The sequence below is a fragment of the Mesorhizobium sp. B1-1-1 genome (assembly GCF_006442955.1).
GTDB lineage: Bacteria > Pseudomonadota > Alphaproteobacteria > Rhizobiales > Rhizobiaceae > Mesorhizobium.
Genome location: NZ_VFWW01000005.1, coordinates 439,616 through 457,332 on the forward strand (window position 1 = coordinate 439,616; position 17,717 = coordinate 457,332).

The 17,717-nt window shown below is 59.3% G+C and carries 18 protein-coding genes; 7 read left to right on the top strand and 11 right to left on the bottom strand.

The window, feature by feature from the left end:
- Position 1 precedes the first annotated feature (1 nt).
- The 4 genes from FJ986_RS12925 to FJ986_RS31070 all read left to right on the top strand — a co-directional run bounded on the left by FJ986_RS12925 (position 2) and on the right by FJ986_RS31070 (position 1,959).
- On the top strand, positions 2 to 343 hold the full coding sequence (locus tag FJ986_RS12925) for a hypothetical protein (RefSeq protein ID WP_140500656.1): 342 nt from the start codon (positions 2 to 4) through the stop codon (positions 341 to 343).
- Positions 340 to 1,218 carry a cytochrome c oxidase assembly protein gene (locus FJ986_RS12930; protein ID WP_140559931.1) on the top strand — a complete coding sequence of 293 codons (879 nt, stop codon included), beginning with the start codon at positions 340 to 342 and terminating at the stop codon, positions 1,216 to 1,218. The genes FJ986_RS12925 and FJ986_RS12930 overlap by 4 nt, the downstream gene beginning before the upstream one ends.
- 1 nt (position 1,219) lies before the next feature.
- A complete protein-coding gene (locus FJ986_RS12935) occupies positions 1,220 to 1,606 on the top strand; it encodes a c-type cytochrome (RefSeq protein WP_224519045.1) in 387 nt (128 codons plus the stop codon).
- 227 nt (positions 1,607 to 1,833) lie between these two features.
- The gene (locus FJ986_RS31070; protein ID WP_263490097.1) at positions 1,834 to 1,959 is read left to right on the top strand and encodes a hypothetical protein; all 126 of its coding nucleotides are present in this window, start codon (positions 1,834 to 1,836) and stop codon (positions 1,957 to 1,959) included.
- A 340-nt stretch (positions 1,960 to 2,299) separates the two neighbouring features.
- Here FJ986_RS31070 and FJ986_RS12940 read toward each other — a convergent pair whose 3' ends face one another.
- The gene (locus FJ986_RS12940) at positions 2,300 to 3,289 is read right to left on the bottom strand and encodes an NAD-dependent epimerase/dehydratase family protein (protein WP_140558719.1); all 990 of its coding nucleotides are present in this window, start codon (positions 3,287 to 3,289) and stop codon (positions 2,300 to 2,302) included.
- A 563-nt stretch (positions 3,290 to 3,852) separates the two neighbouring features.
- Here FJ986_RS12940 and FJ986_RS12945 point away from each other — a divergent pair.
- Both FJ986_RS12945 and FJ986_RS12950 read left to right on the top strand, forming a co-directional pair.
- Positions 3,853 to 4,728 (top strand): ABC transporter permease, encoded by an 876-nt coding sequence (locus FJ986_RS12945; RefSeq protein WP_140559933.1) that lies wholly within the window; start codon positions 3,853 to 3,855, stop codon positions 4,726 to 4,728.
- Positions 4,729 to 4,731: 3 nt separating this feature from the next.
- Positions 4,732 to 5,961: an ABC transporter ATP-binding protein gene (locus tag FJ986_RS12950; RefSeq protein ID WP_140559934.1), complete on the top strand. Its 1,230-nt coding sequence runs from the start codon at positions 4,732 to 4,734 to the stop codon at positions 5,959 to 5,961.
- A 9-nt stretch (positions 5,962 to 5,970) separates the two neighbouring features.
- On the opposite strand, the gene FJ986_RS12955 is transcribed toward FJ986_RS12950, so the two are convergent.
- Genes FJ986_RS12955 through FJ986_RS12995 form a run of 9 tightly spaced genes read right to left on the bottom strand, consistent with a single transcriptional unit; the run spans position 5,971 to position 15,656 of the window.
- Positions 5,971 to 6,909, bottom strand: a complete 939-nt coding sequence (locus FJ986_RS12955) for a glycosyltransferase (protein ID WP_181165252.1) — start codon at positions 6,907 to 6,909, stop codon at positions 5,971 to 5,973.
- Positions 6,906 to 7,784: a glycosyltransferase gene (locus tag FJ986_RS12960; RefSeq protein WP_140674450.1), complete on the bottom strand. Its 879-nt coding sequence runs from the start codon at positions 7,782 to 7,784 to the stop codon at positions 6,906 to 6,908. Before FJ986_RS12960 ends, FJ986_RS12955 begins: the two co-directional genes overlap by 4 nt.
- The gene (locus FJ986_RS12965; protein WP_140674452.1) at positions 7,777 to 8,814 is read right to left on the bottom strand and encodes a polysaccharide deacetylase family protein; all 1,038 of its coding nucleotides are present in this window, start codon (positions 8,812 to 8,814) and stop codon (positions 7,777 to 7,779) included. The genes FJ986_RS12960 and FJ986_RS12965 overlap by 8 nt, the downstream gene beginning before the upstream one ends.
- Positions 8,772 to 10,334, bottom strand: coding sequence for a glycosyltransferase (locus FJ986_RS12970; RefSeq protein WP_140672440.1), 1,563 nt, complete (start codon positions 10,332 to 10,334; stop codon positions 8,772 to 8,774). The genes FJ986_RS12965 and FJ986_RS12970 overlap by 43 nt, the downstream gene beginning before the upstream one ends.
- A complete protein-coding gene (locus FJ986_RS12975) occupies positions 10,331 to 11,425 on the bottom strand; it encodes an NAD-dependent epimerase/dehydratase family protein (RefSeq protein ID WP_181172023.1) in 1,095 nt (364 codons plus the stop codon). The genes FJ986_RS12970 and FJ986_RS12975 overlap by 4 nt, the downstream gene beginning before the upstream one ends.
- The gene (locus FJ986_RS12980) at positions 11,422 to 12,525 is read right to left on the bottom strand and encodes a Gfo/Idh/MocA family oxidoreductase (protein ID WP_181175404.1); all 1,104 of its coding nucleotides are present in this window, start codon (positions 12,523 to 12,525) and stop codon (positions 11,422 to 11,424) included. The genes FJ986_RS12975 and FJ986_RS12980 overlap by 4 nt, the downstream gene beginning before the upstream one ends.
- A complete protein-coding gene (locus FJ986_RS12985) occupies positions 12,509 to 13,501 on the bottom strand; it encodes a glycosyltransferase (protein WP_140672443.1) in 993 nt (330 codons plus the stop codon). Before FJ986_RS12985 ends, FJ986_RS12980 begins: the two co-directional genes overlap by 17 nt.
- The gene (locus FJ986_RS12990) at positions 13,498 to 14,514 is read right to left on the bottom strand and encodes a glycosyltransferase (RefSeq protein WP_140517478.1); all 1,017 of its coding nucleotides are present in this window, start codon (positions 14,512 to 14,514) and stop codon (positions 13,498 to 13,500) included. Before FJ986_RS12990 ends, FJ986_RS12985 begins: the two co-directional genes overlap by 4 nt.
- Positions 14,511 to 15,656, bottom strand: a complete 1,146-nt coding sequence (locus FJ986_RS12995; RefSeq protein WP_181170979.1) for a glycosyltransferase family 2 protein — start codon at positions 15,654 to 15,656, stop codon at positions 14,511 to 14,513. The genes FJ986_RS12990 and FJ986_RS12995 overlap by 4 nt, the downstream gene beginning before the upstream one ends.
- A gap of 611 nt (positions 15,657 to 16,267) precedes the next feature.
- Between FJ986_RS12995 and FJ986_RS13000 the strand changes: the two genes are divergently transcribed.
- A complete protein-coding gene (locus tag FJ986_RS13000) occupies positions 16,268 to 16,492 on the top strand; it encodes a hypothetical protein (protein WP_224655852.1) in 225 nt (74 codons plus the stop codon).
- A gap of 103 nt (positions 16,493 to 16,595) precedes the next feature.
- Here FJ986_RS13000 and FJ986_RS13005 read toward each other — a convergent pair whose 3' ends face one another.
- Positions 16,596 to 17,717 carry an aminotransferase class I/II-fold pyridoxal phosphate-dependent enzyme gene (locus tag FJ986_RS13005; RefSeq protein WP_140672445.1) on the bottom strand — a complete coding sequence of 374 codons (1,122 nt, stop codon included), beginning with the start codon at positions 17,715 to 17,717 and terminating at the stop codon, positions 16,596 to 16,598.

A 17,717-nucleotide genomic window follows, 5' to 3' on the forward strand; every position in this document is an offset into this window, starting at 1 on the left:
CATGCGCGCGGTCCGGTTGGGAACTTCCTGGGGTGGGCTTTTGTCGGGCCCGTTGGCTTGGGCGGTCTCGACGCAACTGAACTACTCGCTGGTTCCCTGGCAATGCAATCACCAGGTGCCGGTCGTGCTTCCCTTAGCGTTGCTGCTTGCCTTGTTCTCGCTTCTGGGCGGTGCTCTGTCCTGGCAGGCAAAGCGGCAAGGCGGCGCTGCTTTCAAAGCAGAACGCACGCGCGGTACCGAGCATTTCGTCGCCGATCTCGGCATGCTGGCGGCTCTCCTGTTTGCACTGGTCATCATCATGCAGGGAAGCGCCGCACTTATCCTGGACGAGTGTCTGCGATGAACCTGGCCACTCTCTTCTCCACCTCGATCTGCTATGGCTCCGGCGCGCCCGAGGCCGGATGGACACTTGCGCTTCCCATCACGGCCCCGCTGACGGCCGTCGCGCTCATCTACATGGCCGGTGCGATGCGGCTGTGGCGCCGCAGCACTCGCGGCCGTCCGCTACGGATGCGTCAGGCGCTGCTGTTTGCCGCCGGCTGGAGCGTACTGACGGCAGCGTTGGTCAGTCCGATCCATGCTCTCGGCGAGCGGCTGTTTGTCGCGCACATGATCGAGCACGAGTTGCTGATGGCAGTGGCGGCGCCGTTGCTGGTCATCGCCTGCCCCGCCCCTGCTCTGCTGTGGGCATTTCCCGTAACGTTCCGGCGCGCCCTGGGCACGGTCGGGCATGGCAAATCGCTGCGAACGCTCTGGACCTTTGCGAGCCGGCCTGTCACCGCAACGATTGTTCACGGGATCGCGATATGGGTGTGGCACATTCCGGTCCTGTTTGAGGCAGCGCTCGAGCATGGCGTGCTGCATTATGCGCAACATGCGAGCTTCCTCGGCACCGGCCTGCTCTTCTGGTGGGCGTTGCTGCCGCGCCAAGGCCAACAGCAGGCATATGGAAGTGCCGTGATGCATCTTTTCTTCACCTCCCTGCACACCGGCCTGCTCGGCGTCCTGCTTCTTCTATCGCCGAAGCTCTGGTACCCGGAGAATGCTGCCGGGGCGGCAGTGTGGAATTTAAGCCCGATCGAAGACCAGCAGCTTGCCGGGCTCGTTATGTGGGTCCCGGCCGGCCTTATCTATGGCGGGGCAGCGCTATTGCTGGCCGGCCTCTGGATAACGACGAGCGGAACCAGGAAGGTCGCGCATGCGCCCTGGCCCATCTAAATTGATCATCGCCGTGTGCATTCTGCTGGTCGTCGCGGGCGGCGCGCTCGCATTGTGGGCCGACCGAGCCCATCGGGTGCAGCAAGAGGCGGACGCCGCTACCGGCGGCGTCGGCGCACGTGCGGTACCGATCATGCTGGCGAATGGCTGCGCCGGCTGCCACACCATCACCGGTGTACCCGGTGCGGTAGGCCACGTCGGCCCGCGCTTAGACGCCAGTCTATCTGACAGGATCTATGTTGGCGGCGTGCTGGCTAACAATCCGGAGAACATGATCCGCTGGATACGATCAGCAAGGGACGTTAATCCGCACACCGCCATGCCCTCCACCGGCATCACCGAGCAGCAAGCGCGTGACATCGCCGCCTATCTCTATGCTTTGAGATAGACCGCCGCCTCGGCGGGATCACGGGCTGTGCCCAGGACCATAGCCGACGACCGGGGAACAAAGCTGCCCGATTATGGTTTGGACAGCAGCCGGCACAGTACAAATTCAAGTCCGCCGTGCTGCTGGGTCATAAGCCCCAGCCAAGAGCCCGCTTCCCCCTCCCTCAAGAGCGGGCTCTTTCCTTGTGGATCGGATGCGGAGCGATCAGGGGCGAGGACTGAGGCGACATGAAGCAACTTCTGTCAGATCTCGCCGCAATGGCCGAATCCGGCTTCTGGATCGCCTTGGGGCTTTTAGCCCTGCCTTACTCCGTGGGAGTAATCTTCCTGATCAAGACATGCCACTGCCTCTGATCGCCCAGCCTTCCGATCGTACGGGCTTTATTACCTGCCAGCGCAAGATGTGAGTGACCATCACGAACTGGGATCGTCGCCGAGACCATCCGCGCCGCTCGAACACCCATAAGGTTGCCGACCACGCGTTGGAGGAGTTGCTGGGGAAGCATGCATTGCCGCGGGAGGAGCCTTCCGCACTTGTATGTCGCCTTCGGTGGCCCTGAACGATGCGCGGAAGCGCGCGTTCACAGCATCGAACTGGCCGGTTGAGCATACCGCGACGTTGGTCGAAGAATCCGGATTGCGGCGAGCACATTTCTCCCCTTTTTCGGTCACATTTTATCGGGGCGGATCCCACTCACACCGATGCGGCAACCATCGAGTCCGAGGAGACACTGGACAAGTCGTTCTGTTGCTGGCGGCGAAACCAGTCCAGGGTGAGGCGCACACCCTCTTCAAGAGGTATTTGACAGGCCCAGCCGGGGATGATCCTCCGCGCTAGGGTTAAGTCCGGACAGCGGTTCGTCGGATCTTGGGGAATCGGATCAACATGCACGATTTTGGTGCCTGGCACCAAGCCAGCGACGTAACGGGCAACATCGACAACGGAAATCTCACGATCGTTTCCGATGTTCAGGGGACCAATATAACCATGCTCCTTCCCCCAGAAGAATTGTTCTAGGCCGTCCACGATATCGCTGACGTATCCCCAACTCCGCGACTGCAAGCCGTCGCCAAAAACGATTATAGGTTTGCCGAACAGCGCATTCGTGATGAAATTTGATACTGCACGTCCATCGTCAGGTCGTGTCCTAGGTCCGTAGACGTTGAACAATCTTGCAACTCGAATGTCGAGCCCGCTCAATCGGTTACTCTCAAAAAGCAGGGCCTCGGCGCAACGCTTACCTTCGTCATACGATGAACGCGGCCCGGTGCAATCAACGGAGCCCCTATAAGTTTCCGGTTGCGGCGTTACCAGCGGATCGCCGTAAACCTCAGACGTGGACGTGAAACAGAAGCGGCCCCCGGCGCGAAGAAGGGTCAGAAGCCGCATAGTTCCTATTACGTTGGCCGAGATGGTTCGTACCGGATCTTGCATATACCAGGGAGGCGAAGCAGGCGAGGCGAGATGATAGATCTCGTCAAAAAGGCTCCCCTGCTGAAAATCTTCAACAGCCACATCTATCACGACCAAGCGAGGGTCGGCGATATGATCCAGATTGGCACGCGTACCAGTCCAGAAATTGTCAACAGCAACAATTCGATTGATTTCTTGCCTTAACAACAGTCGATCAACCAGGTGGGATCCGATGAACCCGGCTGCTCCCGCGACAAGAACACTTTTCATTTCCGACCCAAAGCTTTGCAGCTTGCTCAGGAGCTATGAACGCTGACTCGTCAAGCCGTCTGAATTTCCAATGAGATGTCACTCCCTCCACGCAATGATGGTTCGCGCAACGCGCATCGCCCGAACAACCCTAATCCGCGCAAATAGTACCACCCCATTGGACAATGGCACATCTTAAGGACCCTGTCACCAGCGGTGCAGTGCATACACTACACTGTAAAAACGACAGATTTCTGTAGCCTGACTATCTTCGATGGGCATAACATCACCACAAGTTCAATGGGAAATGTATCCTCGACAAACCCAGCACAGGTGGGAGAGTAGCGGTAGAAACTCAGACGGCCCGGGCAGGTGTTCGTTCGCATCCGGATCGAACGTAAAGTCCGTGTGCGAGAAATGCCCTCCTTCTTATCGAACAACGGGGATATGTGGCGCGATCTCGCGCCCCCGGAGGATCTGGTCGAGCATTAAGGGCGGCTGCTTGCGCTCTCGAATGGTGAGGTTCGTGGAACGGCAGGCACCATCAAAAGTGCTGATTGCACTGCGCGGAAATGTAGGCCTCAATGGGGCTGTCAAGGGAGGCGGACGCCATCATCGTGTCAGATCGGACAGGCGCGCAATCAGCTGTCGTGACAATCATCGATCCGTCCCGCAAGCGAGGACTGTTCGAACCTTCCGAGCTTTGGCGATATCGGGAAGTTGTGTTCTTCCTGGCCTGGCGTGATTTCAAGGTCAAATACCGGCAGACTTATCTGGGCATCCTTTGGGCAATGCTGCAGCCGCTCGTTGCTATGTCGGTCTTCAGCATCTTCTTCGGCAAGCTCGCAGGCATTTCGTCCAACGGCGCGCCATACCCGCTATTTGTTCTGTGTGGGCTTGTGCCATGGAGTTTTTTTTCGCGAGCCGTCGCCAGCATGACGGGCAGCCTCGTCAGAAACCAGGAACTGGTGAAACGCGTCTATTTCCCGCGTCTGATCATTCCCATCTCCACGATGGCCTCATGCCTGACCGATATGCTCGTCGGCTTCGCTCTTTTGTTCGCCGCCATGCTGGCATTCGGAAACTGGCCGGCACCACAAGCAGTCTTCTTGCCGCTGTTCGTGCTCGTAATGGCTGCGTCAGCGACTGGAGTGGGCGTGGCATTGTCGGCGATCAACGTTCGCTTTCGCGATGTGGGCTATCTGTTGCCGTTCAGCCTTCAGATACTTCTGTTCATGACCCCGATCGTCTATCCAGCCAATCTCGTCCCTCAATTGTGGCGGCCGCTTTATAGTCTGAACCCAATGGTTGGGACAGTCGAGGCCATCCGCTGGAGCGTGCTGGGCACGCCTGCGGACTGGCTCATGATCTCGATATCAACGCTCTCCTCGCTAGCCCTTCTCGTTGCCGGACTGACTATCTTCTCAAAATCCGAACGCGCGTTTCCGGACCTGATCTGAGTGATGACCGACATCGTGATCCAGGCTGCCAATCTCTCCAAGGCGTATAGACTTGGTGTGGCGAACAACAGCTTCCCCACGCTGCGAGACGCGCTCGCCAGCAAAAGGCGGGGTCTTCGCGGGGAGGCCGATACAAGCCACCGCAAAGGTGCGGACGAGCCGTTCTGGGCGTTGAAAAACGTCTCCTTCGAGGTGCACGCAGGCGAAGTCCTTGCCGTGATCGGTCCCAACGGTGCAGGAAAGAGCACCATTCTCAAGATACTGGCGAAGATCGTGGAGCCGACTTCCGGCCGCGCGACGATACATGGACGGCTGGGAGCTTTGCTGGAGGTCGGCACGGGGTTCCATGCCGAACTGACCGGCCGTGAGAACATTTATCTCAACGGGGCCATACTCGGCATGCGGCGCATCGAGATCAATTCCAAGCTTGACGAGATCGTGGATTTCTCCGGGGTCGAGCCGTTTCTCGATACGCCTGTCAAACGATACTCAAGCGGCATGTACTTGCGTCTGGCCTTCGCGATTGCCGCCCACGTCAATCCCGACATTCTGGTGGTCGATGAGGTCTTGGCCGTCGGCGATGCCACGTTCCAGAAGAAATGCATCGCCAAGGCAGCGAGCATCGCCGGGACAGGCCGCACCGTGCTGATCGTCAGTCACCAGATGCCGGTTCTGCAGCGACTTTGCACCCGCGCAATCCTTATCGACGGCGGGACGATCCAGGCGGACGGTCCGACTCAGGACGTGGTCCGGGATTATCTCCAGACGCTTGAGGCCCGCGCAGGAACCGATCTGAGTGTGCGATCCACGCGCACCGGGCGCGGCCGCCTCCGTGTGGTCGGCATCGAAGTTTTCAATGAAATGGGTCCCGTCGCGTCCGGGCAGCCGGCAACTTTTCGGCTTCAGGTTGATGGGCCGCGCGAAACATTGCAGTGCCTTGTGACTATCATTGATGATCTGGGGGATCCTGTGACCTCCTTTGATAGCCGGGAGCATTCCCTGCATGACCGTCACGGCGAAGTCTACACGGTACATGTGGACAGCCTTATGCTGAGACCAGGGCGCTACAGGATTGACGTAGCGCTGGTGGCGGACGACAGGGTGGTCGAAGACCATGTCGAGACGGCCGCTGTGTTCGATGTCATGCCCGGTTTGCTCGACGATCGACCGGTCAGCGCCCAGCCTGGCTTTGGCAATGTCAGCTTCCCGCATCGATGGGTGGTCAGGAAGTGACGCCTGTTTTCACCTGGCCACGTGCGCAAGCTGTCGCCAAACCCTGCGCCGCTGCTTTGCTGTCCACATCATGATCTTCAGGGCAAGCCGTTCGGCTTTGCTTCCGATCGTTGCAGGCGTGACATAGGGCGCGCGTGCCAGCCGCAGCGCCAATTGGAGGCGGAAATCCCGCGTTCCACTTTCCATCATATGCTCCGCGATCCAGTCCAGAAAAGCGGCGCGGGCGGGGTGTTTCCCCATCCGATCGTAGAGCCCTCGCTGAGTGGCAATCGCCGAGGCCGAACAGGAATGCTGCCGGTAACGTGCGAGAGTTACAGGAGTGATAAAGGCTGGGAATCGCAGGAATAGCTTCGCCCACAGAGCCTGGTCTTCATAGAGCTCAAAGTGCTCCTCAAAGCCACCAACCGTGCTAATCGCGCTTCTCCGCAAGAGCACGGAACAGGTGCACGGCACGTGGCCGTCCTGCATCAGCAGCAGCCGACCCAAAAGCCGGGGAGGCTGATGTAAGCGTGCGGCAAGTCCATCCGTCGGCTCGACCCAGTCGGAGCGCGCTCCATCCGGGTACCACCATTTGGTCGGCCCGAAAATCATTGCGGCATCCGGGTTGGCATCGGCTGCCGCCAGGACCGTCTGCAGCATATGCGGCTCGTACAAATCATCTGCATCCAGGAAGGCAAGCAAATCGCCGCAGCTGGCCGCTATTCCGGCGTTTCTCGCTGCCGCGGCGCCACGCTTGGATCCGGGAGGCCTGCGCAGCACCTTAATTCGAGGATCGATTGCCGCGGCATCATTGGCGATCCTGATACTGTCGTCCGTCGAATTGTCGTCAACCAGCAAGAGCTCCCAATCTGCAATCGTCTGGGCCCGGACGCTGGCGATCGCTTCACCCAGATTTGACGCCGCATTGAGGAAGGGGGTTATGATCGTCACCCGCGGCACGGAAGTCATCGCTGCAGCCGTCTTACGATGCTTCGCTTGCTCGTCTTCCAGGTTTCGCGCGCGAGCACTTTCCAGATTGCGGAACGAATGCGGAAGGAGGCGCCCTGATCCGCCATCACCCCATTCAGCCATCTGAGAAACGTGATACGCGCGGCTTCGTCAGCGCCTGCCCTGGCAGAAGCGGCAGAGCAGCTTTCGACGTGCTGGCGATATCTCGCCCAGGTCTGGCCGGACACGTAGACGGGCGCGAATGCGAGCGCCTTCGCAAAGAAGGTCTGGTCTTCGAACATCAGGCGGAAGCTGTTCTCGAATCCCCCGAGCGTTGCCAACAAACTTGAACGCATCAGGGCGTTGCAAGTTGTCGGCGTCTGGGCTTGGTTCTGCAGCAGCAGTTCCAGCAGCACGGGCGGATCGTATCGGGCGTTCGGTTCGACTCCGAGCGGGTAATAGTAGTCCGCACGACCAGCAAGCTTTGCCCAGCTATGCCAGATCAACGTCCGGCCGTAGATTAGACCGAGCGCCGGATCGTTTTCCATGATGGAGACTTGTTCGGACAGCTTTTCGGGCAGCCATGTATCGTCTGCATCGAGAAACGCGACATAGGCGCCCCGCGCCTCGGCCAGCCCGCGGTTGCGCGACGCGCTGATACCATGATTGCCCTTGTCGGGATGGGAGAGTAGTCGCACCTTGCCTGGCAAGCGCTGCGCATAGTCGCGCACGATGACAGATGACCGGTCCGTCGAGCCATCGTCGACGACGAGGAGTTCCCAGTCGGTGAAGCTTTGACCTACAACGCTGTCAATAGCTTCTCGGAGATATCTCTCGCCGTTGAACACGACGATGATTCCCGTGACGCGCGGTTCTCGGCATGCATGGTCAGCCATGGCAAAGGACCGCGCGCCGGAACTCTATCTCACCCCAATCAGCGACCGTGACCCGCGGCAGTCGGAAAGGGTCGACCCTGAGCCCAGCTTCACGCGGCAGGGTGGTTACTGCATAGTCCATGCCAGCAGATCTTACCGCTTCGGCGGTGCTGTCGTCGAAGTCTCCGAAGGGGTATGCGAATCCCGCCACCCTCCGCCCTGTAATCTCTTCGCATTGTTGGCGGCTAGCGGAGATCTCGCGTTCAAGACTGTCCCGTTTCAGCAACGGCAGGGATGGATGCGTGCAGGTGTGGGCACCGATCGAAACGCCATCGGTGTCGGCGAGATGCCGCAGCTCCGAATGAGTCATGGCGCGGTCACGCCTTCGGGGGCTGGCGTCGGTTCCTGCCCATCTTGCCAGCTGCTGCAGCGCCCTCCTCCGTTCGTGTACTCTCAACGGCTTCAGCAGTGCGTGCAAGCCGAAATGGAGCGCCGTGCGGCTGATGACGAGATTCGATTTCGCGCGCGTGGCGTCCTCCGTCACCAGCCAATCATAGTTTCGGCCTGCGATCTGGATCGCGAGCCTCTCCGGGAGAGCAGGCGTTTCCAAAGTGATGCGCGACAGAATATCCCACCAGAACACTGAGGGGTCGCTGAGCGCGTGGGTAGTGACGAAGACGGTCACAGGAGCGTTCATGCGTAGCATGACCGGCACGGCATTTTGCACGACATCCGCATAACCGTCGTCAAAGGTAACTGCCGCGGCATTTCTCGCTGGCTTTCCGTCCCGAAGCCGTTGTGCCAGCCATTGCAGGGGAACAATATCGCGCGCCTTTGTCAGGATTTCGATTTGGCGTGCGAAATTTTGTGGCGAGACCGAGAGTTCCCAAGGATCGACGCGTGGTTCTCCGACGCGATGATACATCAGCACGAGCGGCCGGTTGTAACCGGCAAGCAATCGGCCCCGTCGCAGGAGCTTGCTAAGAGCTTGACGCACTGTCACGCCGCTCATCGCCTGAAAGCGCGCGCGGCGACAATCACCGGGCAACATGGGTCATGCACATCGAGCATTGCCGAATTCAGCTCATGCTCCGCCAAGCCATAGAGAAAGCCGGTAGCCGAATAGGCGTTTCCATAGTGGCGGACTTCGACATTCTCCACCCCGAACCTGTCTGAGAGAAGCCGGCCCAGCGCCGCCGGGGTTATCGACCAGAACCAGCTCTCGCCCCATTCTCCTCGGTCAATCGGGCTTACCCAAGGGACCGTGACCAGAAGCACGCCTCCCGGTTTCAGCATCCGCCATAGGGTTGCAACCGCGACAGGCATGTTGAAAAGGAGGTGCAGGGTCTGGGTGAGCACGATGCAGTCAAATGTCTCGAGCGGCAGGTCGTCGCCGTTGGCCAGATCGCCAACGAAGGTCGTCAGCGGGTGGCCTTCATATCGGTTTAGAACGTCGCTCCTGGCAACTCGACTGCCTCCGAAGCGGGTCGTATAGGCGTTGTCCCCGATCTCCAGAACCCTGCCGGATATGTTCAGCGAACATGATGCGAGGAAAGTCTCGACATAGCGGCGGTCCACTGGCTTGCCGCGATCAAAACCGAAATTTGTACTGAAGGGCAGCGGGCGGCTGAGGTCACCGAACCGGACGCCCGATCGGCGCCGACTTGACCAGCCCTTGAAACGCTGCCGCAGCATCATGGTGGTCTGCAATGGCGCTGCGAGCGAAACGGCAATGGTGTTCAGGAGCTGACCGCCGAGCGAAGAACGGGATCGAACCGCTGTACTAAGCTGTCCCAGTTGCATGTGCGCATAATAGCGTTTCCAATTTTCGACGCCCTGATGGTAGGCGGCCGTCCAGTCTGGATTGGTCCGCGCAAGATTCCTCTGCCGGCCAAGGACTTTGAGCGCCGCGCGCAACATCATCGGATTGCTGTTGGACATATTCGTTGCGTGCCTGCGGTAATCTGCGAGACACTCCGGGGTGCATGCGGCCTTGTTTGCCCGAGACAGGCGAAGGTAGACGTCGTAATCCTCGCAAGCCCGCAGGGATCGGTCAAATCCGCCAGCAGCCTCCAATGTGCTACGCCGATAGAGCACTGTCGCATGCATTCCAATCAGGTTGCCGGTCAAGAATCCGGCATACGGGTCCTCTCCCACCGGCCTCAGCGGAACTGAATTCCTGACTGCGCCGGCCTCATCGATGTAGCAATAGGCTCCATAGACAAAGGCGCAATCCGGACTGTCATGGAACAAAGCAAGATTGGTAGCGAGCGCCGTCGGGCGCAGCCTGTCGTCGGCATCCAGGAACGCGATGAATTCGCCACGTGCTGCCTTCATTCCCGTATTGCGGGCAGCGGCTAAACCCTGGTTTTCTTGGCGGATGTAGTGGACGTCGACATACCGGCGAACAACATTTTCGGGATTGTCCAACGAACCATCGTCCACAACGATGATCTCATCGGGCCGCACGCTCTGGTTCCGGACACTGTCGATCGCTTCCGCGAGAAATCGAGCATGGTTATAGGTCGTAATGACAACCGAGACACAGGCTGCGGCGGGTCTGACGGTCATCTTTCGCCCACTTGGCTCTGCGCAGTCGGGTAGCCGGCAAAGGTTAGCCATGCGACTGAGCGCCGACATGCCTCCTCGAAGCCGACCACCGGCTGGTATCCGAGCTCGCGCTCGGCCTTGGCCGACGGGAGTTTCACCCGACACCGGTGCAACAGCGCACGTTCTTCAGATACCTTGATCTTTGGAGCCATAGGCGGCCTCTGATCGAGCCCTGATTTCCGCCACTCGGCATAGCCTACCTTTAGTCCGCTACGAACGGGTCTCGGGAGGCTTCGGACAAGCCGCCGGTAAAGGTCGCCATCTCTCAGCCATTGTGTCCAGTTCGGCGCGAATGACAATGGCGCGGAAACCGAAATCGCAGCCAGGTCGAAGCCCAATGCCTCGGCTATCGGGCGGCAAAGATCTGCCCAACTTATCCTTTCGCGGTCCCCGACCAGATAAGTTCGCCCAGCCGCCTCGGGCACTTCGATGGCAAGCTTGATCGCATGAACGACATTGTCGACATAAGCGCTGTTGCAGATGCCATGGCCGCCATCCACCAGATAGGCAGAGCCGTCGAGGAGATCGTTGGCGAAGCCCCCCGTCCAGCTGGAGCGCGGGCCAAAGACAATTCCGGGCCGCAGCACCACCACCTGGACTGCACCGTCCCGTGACAATTCCCCGAGACGACGTTCAGCACGAACCTTGGCATTGTTGTACTCGACCGTCTGGCCGTCGTGCAGCGCGCTCGTTTCGTCCGTTCCGGGCGGCGGCGATTGGCCATGAACGGATGCGCTACTGAGGTAGACCAGGCGAACGACGCCCGCAGCGGCGGCGGCACGATAGACAGGCTCGACGGCATCGACGATCGTGCGACTATCACCGGCAACTGCATGAACAACGGACTGACAGCCAAGAAGGGCCGCAGTAAGAGCCGGAACGTCATGCGCGTCCGCCACCCTTCCATCGATCGCAAAGCGGGACAGGCTGGCGAAAGCACTCGGCCTGCGAACGATCGGCCTCACCTCAGCCCAGCCGGAAAGATGCAGCAACTCCACTGTCCGGCAACCTATGAAGCCGTTGGCGCCAAGCACGGCAACAGTGCCGGTCATTGTCTGGTCTCGGCGGAAGCAATGACGTGGCGAAAGTCTTCTGCTCCGAGCCAAGGCATGTCCAGCCGTTTCCGTCTGGCATAGCATTCCTCGATTCGCTTGAGCACGTTGCGCCCCGCTGCGGCTGACCCGGAAAGGAGGGTTCCATTTCGGACCGTGTCGACCAAGTCCGAAATCTGATCGCAGAACGCGTCGACGAAATCGCGCGACCGGTCGTCGGTGTCGGTGAAGGAGGCGGTGGCTGCCGTGCGGCATCCTTTCAAGGCGATCTCTACAAGCTCAGTCTCATTGACTGCCCAAGAAATCGAGCCACGTTCGCCCTCAAGACGGTAAAGGTTGGGACGAGCCCAATCACGGCTCAGCCGGACCGTTGCCTCGAAGCCGCCAAAACCTAACCGGACAAGGCAGTTCGCCTCGACGCCGCCCATTGCGTCATCGGCGTAGTGGATTTCATGGGGCTCTCCGAACCACCAGGTCAGGAGGTCAAGGCAATGCGTGCCTATGTCCTGAAGCACGCCACCGCCGGATTCCGCGCGGCTGAAATAGCTCGTCGAAGCGACAGGCCACTGGAAAGGGCCACCCTCAAAACAACAGACACCTTGAATTTTTCCGATCAATCCGCCCTCGACCATGGCCTTTATCGATCGGGTGGCAGGGAACTGCCTTCTGACGAGGCCTGTTGCCACATGCAGATTGTTGGCTGCCGCTACCGCCAGGATAAGTTCTGCGTCGGAGCTGCTCGTGGCCATCGGCTTCTCGCATAGAACATGCATGCCGGCCCGCAACGCCTGCATCGACTGATCAAGATGGTATCGAGGCGGGGAAGCGATGATCGCCACATCGGCGCCCACAGCCAGAAGGCCGTCGAAACTGGCTGCAACCTTCGCTCCGGGCAGCCGCGCCTGTACGACCGCGGCGGATTTCGCTTCGGGATCAAAGATGGCTGCGACTGCGATCTGGCCTCTGCCTTGAAGGCGCGACAGCGCTTCCGCATAGTAGAGCTTCGTGACGGCGCCACATCCGGCCAAAACGAGACGGACAGGCTCACCTTGCCGCAGCCGTGCCGGCTGCCGTTGCACAGTTTCAATTTGGGCGGACAATCTCGCCTCCCTGCTTCGCAACGAGCCACAGCATACGTCCAATTGTCTTGAGCGACGGATCGAGGTGGAAGGCTTCACTCATTTGTGCGAGGCATCCAGCCCAATCACCAGAGCCAAGCAGCCGCCGTCCGGTTTCGAGAGCGCTTTGCGAATAAGTCCGCCGAGCCGATGCGGCGACATCGTCCGCGAGTTCGCTTGGAAGATAGCTCTTGAAAATATCAATCGCCATTCGCGTGTAGGCCATGTCCGCGGCATTCCGGATATGGCGCCCTGTGTTCGATTGCGGGTGCATCCGATAAAGCGCAAGGGCTTGCGGTTCGTACCAGACAGGAAAACGAGAAGCGATGCGTATCCACATCTCCCAGTCTTCGCTGCATTTCAGCCGCCGGTCGAAGCCGCCGAGTTCTTCGTAGACCGCGCGTCGGACCGCGATGGACGGCGTCATGATGCGCTGTTCGAGCGCCAATCGGACCACCGCATTCTCAAGCCTTCCGGAGATTGACTGCATTGCAGGTTCGATTGACAACTCCTGTCCGTGGGCGTCCATGAAGACCGTCCGGCAGAACGCCGCTCCTACTCTCGGATCCGCATCGAAACCCCGACCGAGCAATTCGTAAAATTCTGGTCGGACGGCATCGTCGCCGTGCAGGAGATGGACAAGTTCCCCCTGGGCTCGGCTCAGACAGGTATGGAAGTTGCCGATGTGGCCGAGGTTTTGCGGCTGGCGGAAAAAGCCGACACGCCTTCCCCCGATTTCGTTCACGACTTTTTGCGGATCGTCGGACGAACAATCGTCAACCACTTCGATCTGCATATGAGCCGGGTCAGGGGCTTGCGCGAGCACGCTTTGCAGCGTTGAGGCAAGAAAGCGGGCGCTATTATAGACGGGGATCATCACCGACCACTTCGGACGAACAGCCGCCTGTGGCAATGACGGGACCGGATCGCGATTCTCGAAGTTGCGGAAAGCCGTCATCTCCCGAGCACCGAGGATTTCAGCAGGAGCAGTGCCAACCGCGCGATATCGCGTTTCGGCACGTTGTTTCCGCCAGTGCCGCTTCGCAGCAATCGTAGGAAGCACGATCTGGCCGACGGCAAGTCACCTCCGTTCAGATACTGCTTCGACCATTCGTAAAAGTAGCGGGAACAGCCGCCACGGGCAAACTGTGCCCCACGGGCATCCATGACATTCGCCATTCGCCGGTAGAATCCCTCGATCGCATCAAGCCTGAGCGGGCTTGGCAGCGCCGATACAAGCCCACCCGGGTGCAGACGATAGATACCTGCCACCTCGTCGACAAAGGCGAGGTCTGCTGTCTTTGCGCAATGCACATACAGCGGCCAATCAGTAATCGGAAAGAAATCTGCATACCAAGACGGTACATCCCGAACGCACGCGGTTCGCATCATACCGCCGCAAGTGGCGAAGGGATTGCCTTCCCAAATTTCCCTTTGTGTGATTAAGGGCTTCTGATCCCGTGGCGTCCACCGCCGCGACGTGATCTCGTCGCCGTGCGCCACGAGCGCATTGTAAAATATGGCCGAGAGCTCAGGATGCGCGTCAAGATGGGCCACCTGATCTCGCAGCTTGGTCTTGGATGTCCACAGGTCGTCGCCATCAAGGATCGAGACATAGCGCCCGCGCGCAACCCGGAGTCCTCTCGCAACGACCTCGTTGGATCTCAAATTGCTGCCAGAATAGATCGCCGATAGTCTTTCGGGATAATCGGATACATACCGCTCCACGATCTCCCGGGTACCGTCGGTCGAAAAATCTTCGCTGATCAGGATCTCGACACCGGATTCCGTATCTTGCATGAGAACGCTGTCGATCGCTGCCGCTACGTAGCGAGCGTGATTGTAGGTGACAATGAGCACGGTCACACTGACCGTCGGTTCATTCACTGTCCGCTCAAAAGTGCATTCTGCCCTCTGAGCCAAATTGCGGCCCGACGACATCTGCTCTTCCGACAGCAGCAGCTTCTTCATTCCAAGCCTCTAAGGAGAAACGGGCTGTCTGAGCCGCTGCCCTCTTGGGGCATTGCAAAGGTTCCTCGTTCGGGATGCTGCGCCAAATAGCCTCCGCAGGGTCCAAGTTTGCTGTCCATTGCAGCCAGATTGTTGAGCAAGGCACGGTAATCGGTATTCTCGCCGCGATCGAAAAGCTCATCGACAGCGTAGTCCCAGAACGGTTTCCCGATCCCCGAGCTGCGGCCTTCGCGTTCCAGTTTGGTTCCTTGCTTCGCCTTGCGCCGGAAAATGGCAAGCGTCGCACCGACGACTTTCGCGAACTGCGAGGGCGATCGCCAGAGCACTCTGGCGAAGTTCATGCCGACGGCAGCAAAGCGGCGCCTTTTAAGCCCGAGCCTGGCGATCTCGACATCGTTACGGAACATCACATCCGATAGGATCGGGCTCACCATCTCGCTGCAGCGAGCAAAGAGGCTCTCGAGCACCATCCGACGCGAGATGAGCATTCGGACGAAATCTTGCGACATGGCTCCTGGCGTTCGGCGGTATCCGACCAAGTGCTCCTTGACGACATCGAATCGGTATTTCGAGGCGATACTCAATTGGAGGAAGAAGTCCTCACAACCCTCCGCACCGTTTTCGCGCAGTCGCGAGGAATAGCCACCCATTTCGAGTAAGACATCGCGCCGGAACATTGCCGAACTTCCGTGACCGATAAAGTTCTGTCCGAGATGCTGCATGAATACCCATCCGTGCGGGTGCATGCGCTTAGGCGTAATGATCGCCTTATCATCGGCATCGATCGTCCGGTAAAGCGTATAGACAAGCCCAACATCATTGCCTGCTGCAGCGAAAACACGCAGCTGCTTTTCGAGTTTGGTTGGGTGCCAGAGATCGTCGGCGTCTATAGGAGCTATATAGATGCCTTTGCTTGCACGTATCCCCGTATTCCGCGCCGACGCGACGCCACTGTTCTTCTGTTGTAGCAACTTGATACGCGGATCGTCATTGGATAATCGGCGGACAATTGATGCAGTTTCATCAATCGAACCGTCGTCAACGACTATTATTTCGATGTTTCTGTATGTCTGGTTTATCACCGACGCCAAGGTGCGTTCGATAAATTGTTCTGCGTTGTAGGCAGGGATAATGACAGCCACGAATGCGTGAGTAGGACATTGTGAGTTGCTCGTAGAACAACTCCCCTTGGTGCGGCCACTTCCCTTCACTGTCACCCGGCCTCTGAGCTCTGCATGTACTGCTAAACGGCTGTTGTCCGGCTCACTAACATTTTGGGCCACGCACACTGGACGGCCCTCGCCCGGCCTTCTTAGGTGGCCGATCCATTCTCTTTGTGCCACAGCCCATAGCGTATTTTCCTTTCGCCCCTGGCCGACTTGGGGTTCGAAAACTCACGCAATAGCCCACGCTGCACCCTGACTAAGTGACCCAAAATGATCTCGCCCGTGCGTAGAGCCGCCCACGCAGAGTGGCGGATCCGAGAGTATCTGCTGTTCCTGCAATCTATGCCCCTGGATGGCGAGTAGATAGATCGTCAAAAGCGGTACCCGTTAAGGAAAATTCGCGACCGTTTCGGGATGCCCCGAGAATAAACGCTCTCTTTGCTGCGCGCGTTCACGAATGTCACGAGCTGACTGAATCGCACCCAAGGCTGCGGAAATTCGCGTTCCATCTGGAGTTCGCCCCTGGGACCGGACAAATTGAACAAGCAGAATTGACTTGGAAGCCGGGCTTTCGAAGGATGGAAGCGATGGTGACTTATCGCACGCACAGCATCGAGTTCAAACGTCAAGTAGTGCAGGAGTTCCTCTCTGGCGAGACGCTGCATGGTCTCGCCAGGCGGCACGAACTGCCGCGTAAACCTGATCCGCATCTGGGTCCTGAATTACGAGGCCGGCTCCTTCGACGAGACGTGGCGGCGGCTGACACGATGCAGACGTATGAGCGCGGATCGCAGCGTTGGAGCGGCTGGTAGGCCGACAAGCCTTGGATCGAGTTTCCAAAGGGCTCTGAAACGCGTGCCACGTCCCAGAGGCGGGACTACATCCGCCTTCGGCGGCAGGACATCGCCGTATATGTCACGACCTTTGCCGGGAAGAATGCTTGCGAATCACTGCGGAGATCGCCGCTAGGCCACCCCGCAGTTCGTCCTCAAGAGGATAGAGGAAGCCGATACGCATGTGGTTGCGCGGCATCTCGAACCAGTGGCCCGGACCGACATAGGTGCCATAGCTTTCCAGCAGGTCGGCGTAAAAGTCGTCGAAATCGAATCCCGGACCATGACGGAAACGGGGGAAGCAGACCACGCCGCCCTGGGGCTCGACCCATTCGATCAGCTCGTCGCTCTCAATCCAATCGCGCATGATGGCAAGGCGTCCGGCCAGCACTGGCGCCTGCGCGGCGAGGAAGGCGTCGCGGCCTTCCAGGATGCGGGCGCCGATCCACTCGTCGACGACGCTGCCGCAGATGCCGATCTGCTCCTTCGCCGCCAGGAAGCGCTCCATCAAGTGCACGTCGCGCGTCATGATCCAGCCCATGCGGATGCCCGGCGCGCCGTAAGCCTTGGACAGCGAAGCCACACTGATCGCGGCGGGGCTGAGCGAGGCGGCGGGGGGCAGCATCTCGCCATGGGTCAGGTCGCGGTAGGTTTCGTCCACCAGTAGCCTGCATCCCGCCTTTTCGACCAAGGCGATCAGCGCGTCCAGTTGAGGGCGGCCGATCATCGTGCCGGTTGGGTTATGCGGGCAGGTGATGCTGACATAGCGGGTGTTCGGGCGCAGAGCGCTGGCGACGGCATCGATGTCGAGGCCGAACCGATCGTCGAATTTGAGGTCGATAAAGGTGATGCCGCAGCCGATGGCGCGCGGCGTCTCGATGTTAGTGGCATAGTTCGGCCGCACCACGACAAGATGGTCGTCGCGCGATAGAAGCGTGGTGGCGATGATGAACAGCGCGCCAGCGGCGCCGGCGGCCACCAAAACGTTGTTGGGGCCGAGGCCCTTGCCCTGCGCGGCTACCAACGCCCGAAGCTCAGGGTCGCCGCGATGCTCGCCATAGGGCAGCAGCAGGTCAGGGACGGAGAGATGGAAATCGGACAGCTTACGGTCTCGTACGGAGCTTTCCGACAGGTTGAAGCGAATGCGGTCATAGCCGTATTCCTCCGGTGATTCCTTCTCGATCACCATGCGTGCGTAGTCCAT

Excerpts from the sequence above, each read along its gene's own strand:
- FJ986_RS31070 (WP_263490097.1), top strand. The coding sequence starts at position 1,834 with ATGAAGCAACTTCTGTCAGATCTCGCCGCAATGGCCGAATCCGGCTTC.
- FJ986_RS12975 (WP_181172023.1), bottom strand. The coding sequence starts at position 11,425 with ATGACCGGCACTGTTGCCGTGCTTGGCGCCAACGGCTTCATAGGTTGC.
- FJ986_RS12985 (WP_140672443.1), bottom strand. The coding sequence starts at position 13,501 with ATGACGGCTTTCCGCAACTTCGAGAATCGCGATCCGGTCCCGTCATTG.
- FJ986_RS12930 (WP_140559931.1), top strand. The coding sequence starts at position 340 with ATGAACCTGGCCACTCTCTTCTCCACCTCGATCTGCTATGGCTCCGGC.
- FJ986_RS12965 (WP_140674452.1), bottom strand. The coding sequence starts at position 8,814 with ATGTTGCCCGGTGATTGTCGCCGCGCGCGCTTTCAGGCGATGAGCGGC.
- FJ986_RS13005 (WP_140672445.1), bottom strand. The coding sequence starts at position 17,717 with ATGGACTACGCACGCATGGTGATCGAGAAGGAATCACCGGAGGAATAC.
- FJ986_RS12940 (WP_140558719.1), bottom strand. The coding sequence starts at position 3,289 with ATGAAAAGTGTTCTTGTCGCGGGAGCAGCCGGGTTCATCGGATCCCAC.
- FJ986_RS12950 (WP_140559934.1), top strand. The coding sequence starts at position 4,732 with ATGACCGACATCGTGATCCAGGCTGCCAATCTCTCCAAGGCGTATAGA.
- FJ986_RS12945 (WP_140559933.1), top strand. The coding sequence starts at position 3,853 with ATGGGGCTGTCAAGGGAGGCGGACGCCATCATCGTGTCAGATCGGACA.
- FJ986_RS12960 (WP_140674450.1), bottom strand. The coding sequence starts at position 7,784 with ATGGCTGACCATGCATGCCGAGAACCGCGCGTCACGGGAATCATCGTC.
- FJ986_RS12925 (WP_140500656.1), top strand. The coding sequence starts at position 2 with ATGCGCGCGGTCCGGTTGGGAACTTCCTGGGGTGGGCTTTTGTCGGGC.
- FJ986_RS13000 (WP_224655852.1), top strand. The coding sequence starts at position 16,268 with ATGGTGACTTATCGCACGCACAGCATCGAGTTCAAACGTCAAGTAGTG.
- FJ986_RS12955 (WP_181165252.1), bottom strand. The coding sequence starts at position 6,909 with ATGACTTCCGTGCCGCGGGTGACGATCATAACCCCCTTCCTCAATGCG.
- FJ986_RS12990 (WP_140517478.1), bottom strand. The coding sequence starts at position 14,514 with ATGAAGAAGCTGCTGCTGTCGGAAGAGCAGATGTCGTCGGGCCGCAAT.
- FJ986_RS12970 (WP_140672440.1), bottom strand. The coding sequence starts at position 10,334 with ATGACCGTCAGACCCGCCGCAGCCTGTGTCTCGGTTGTCATTACGACC.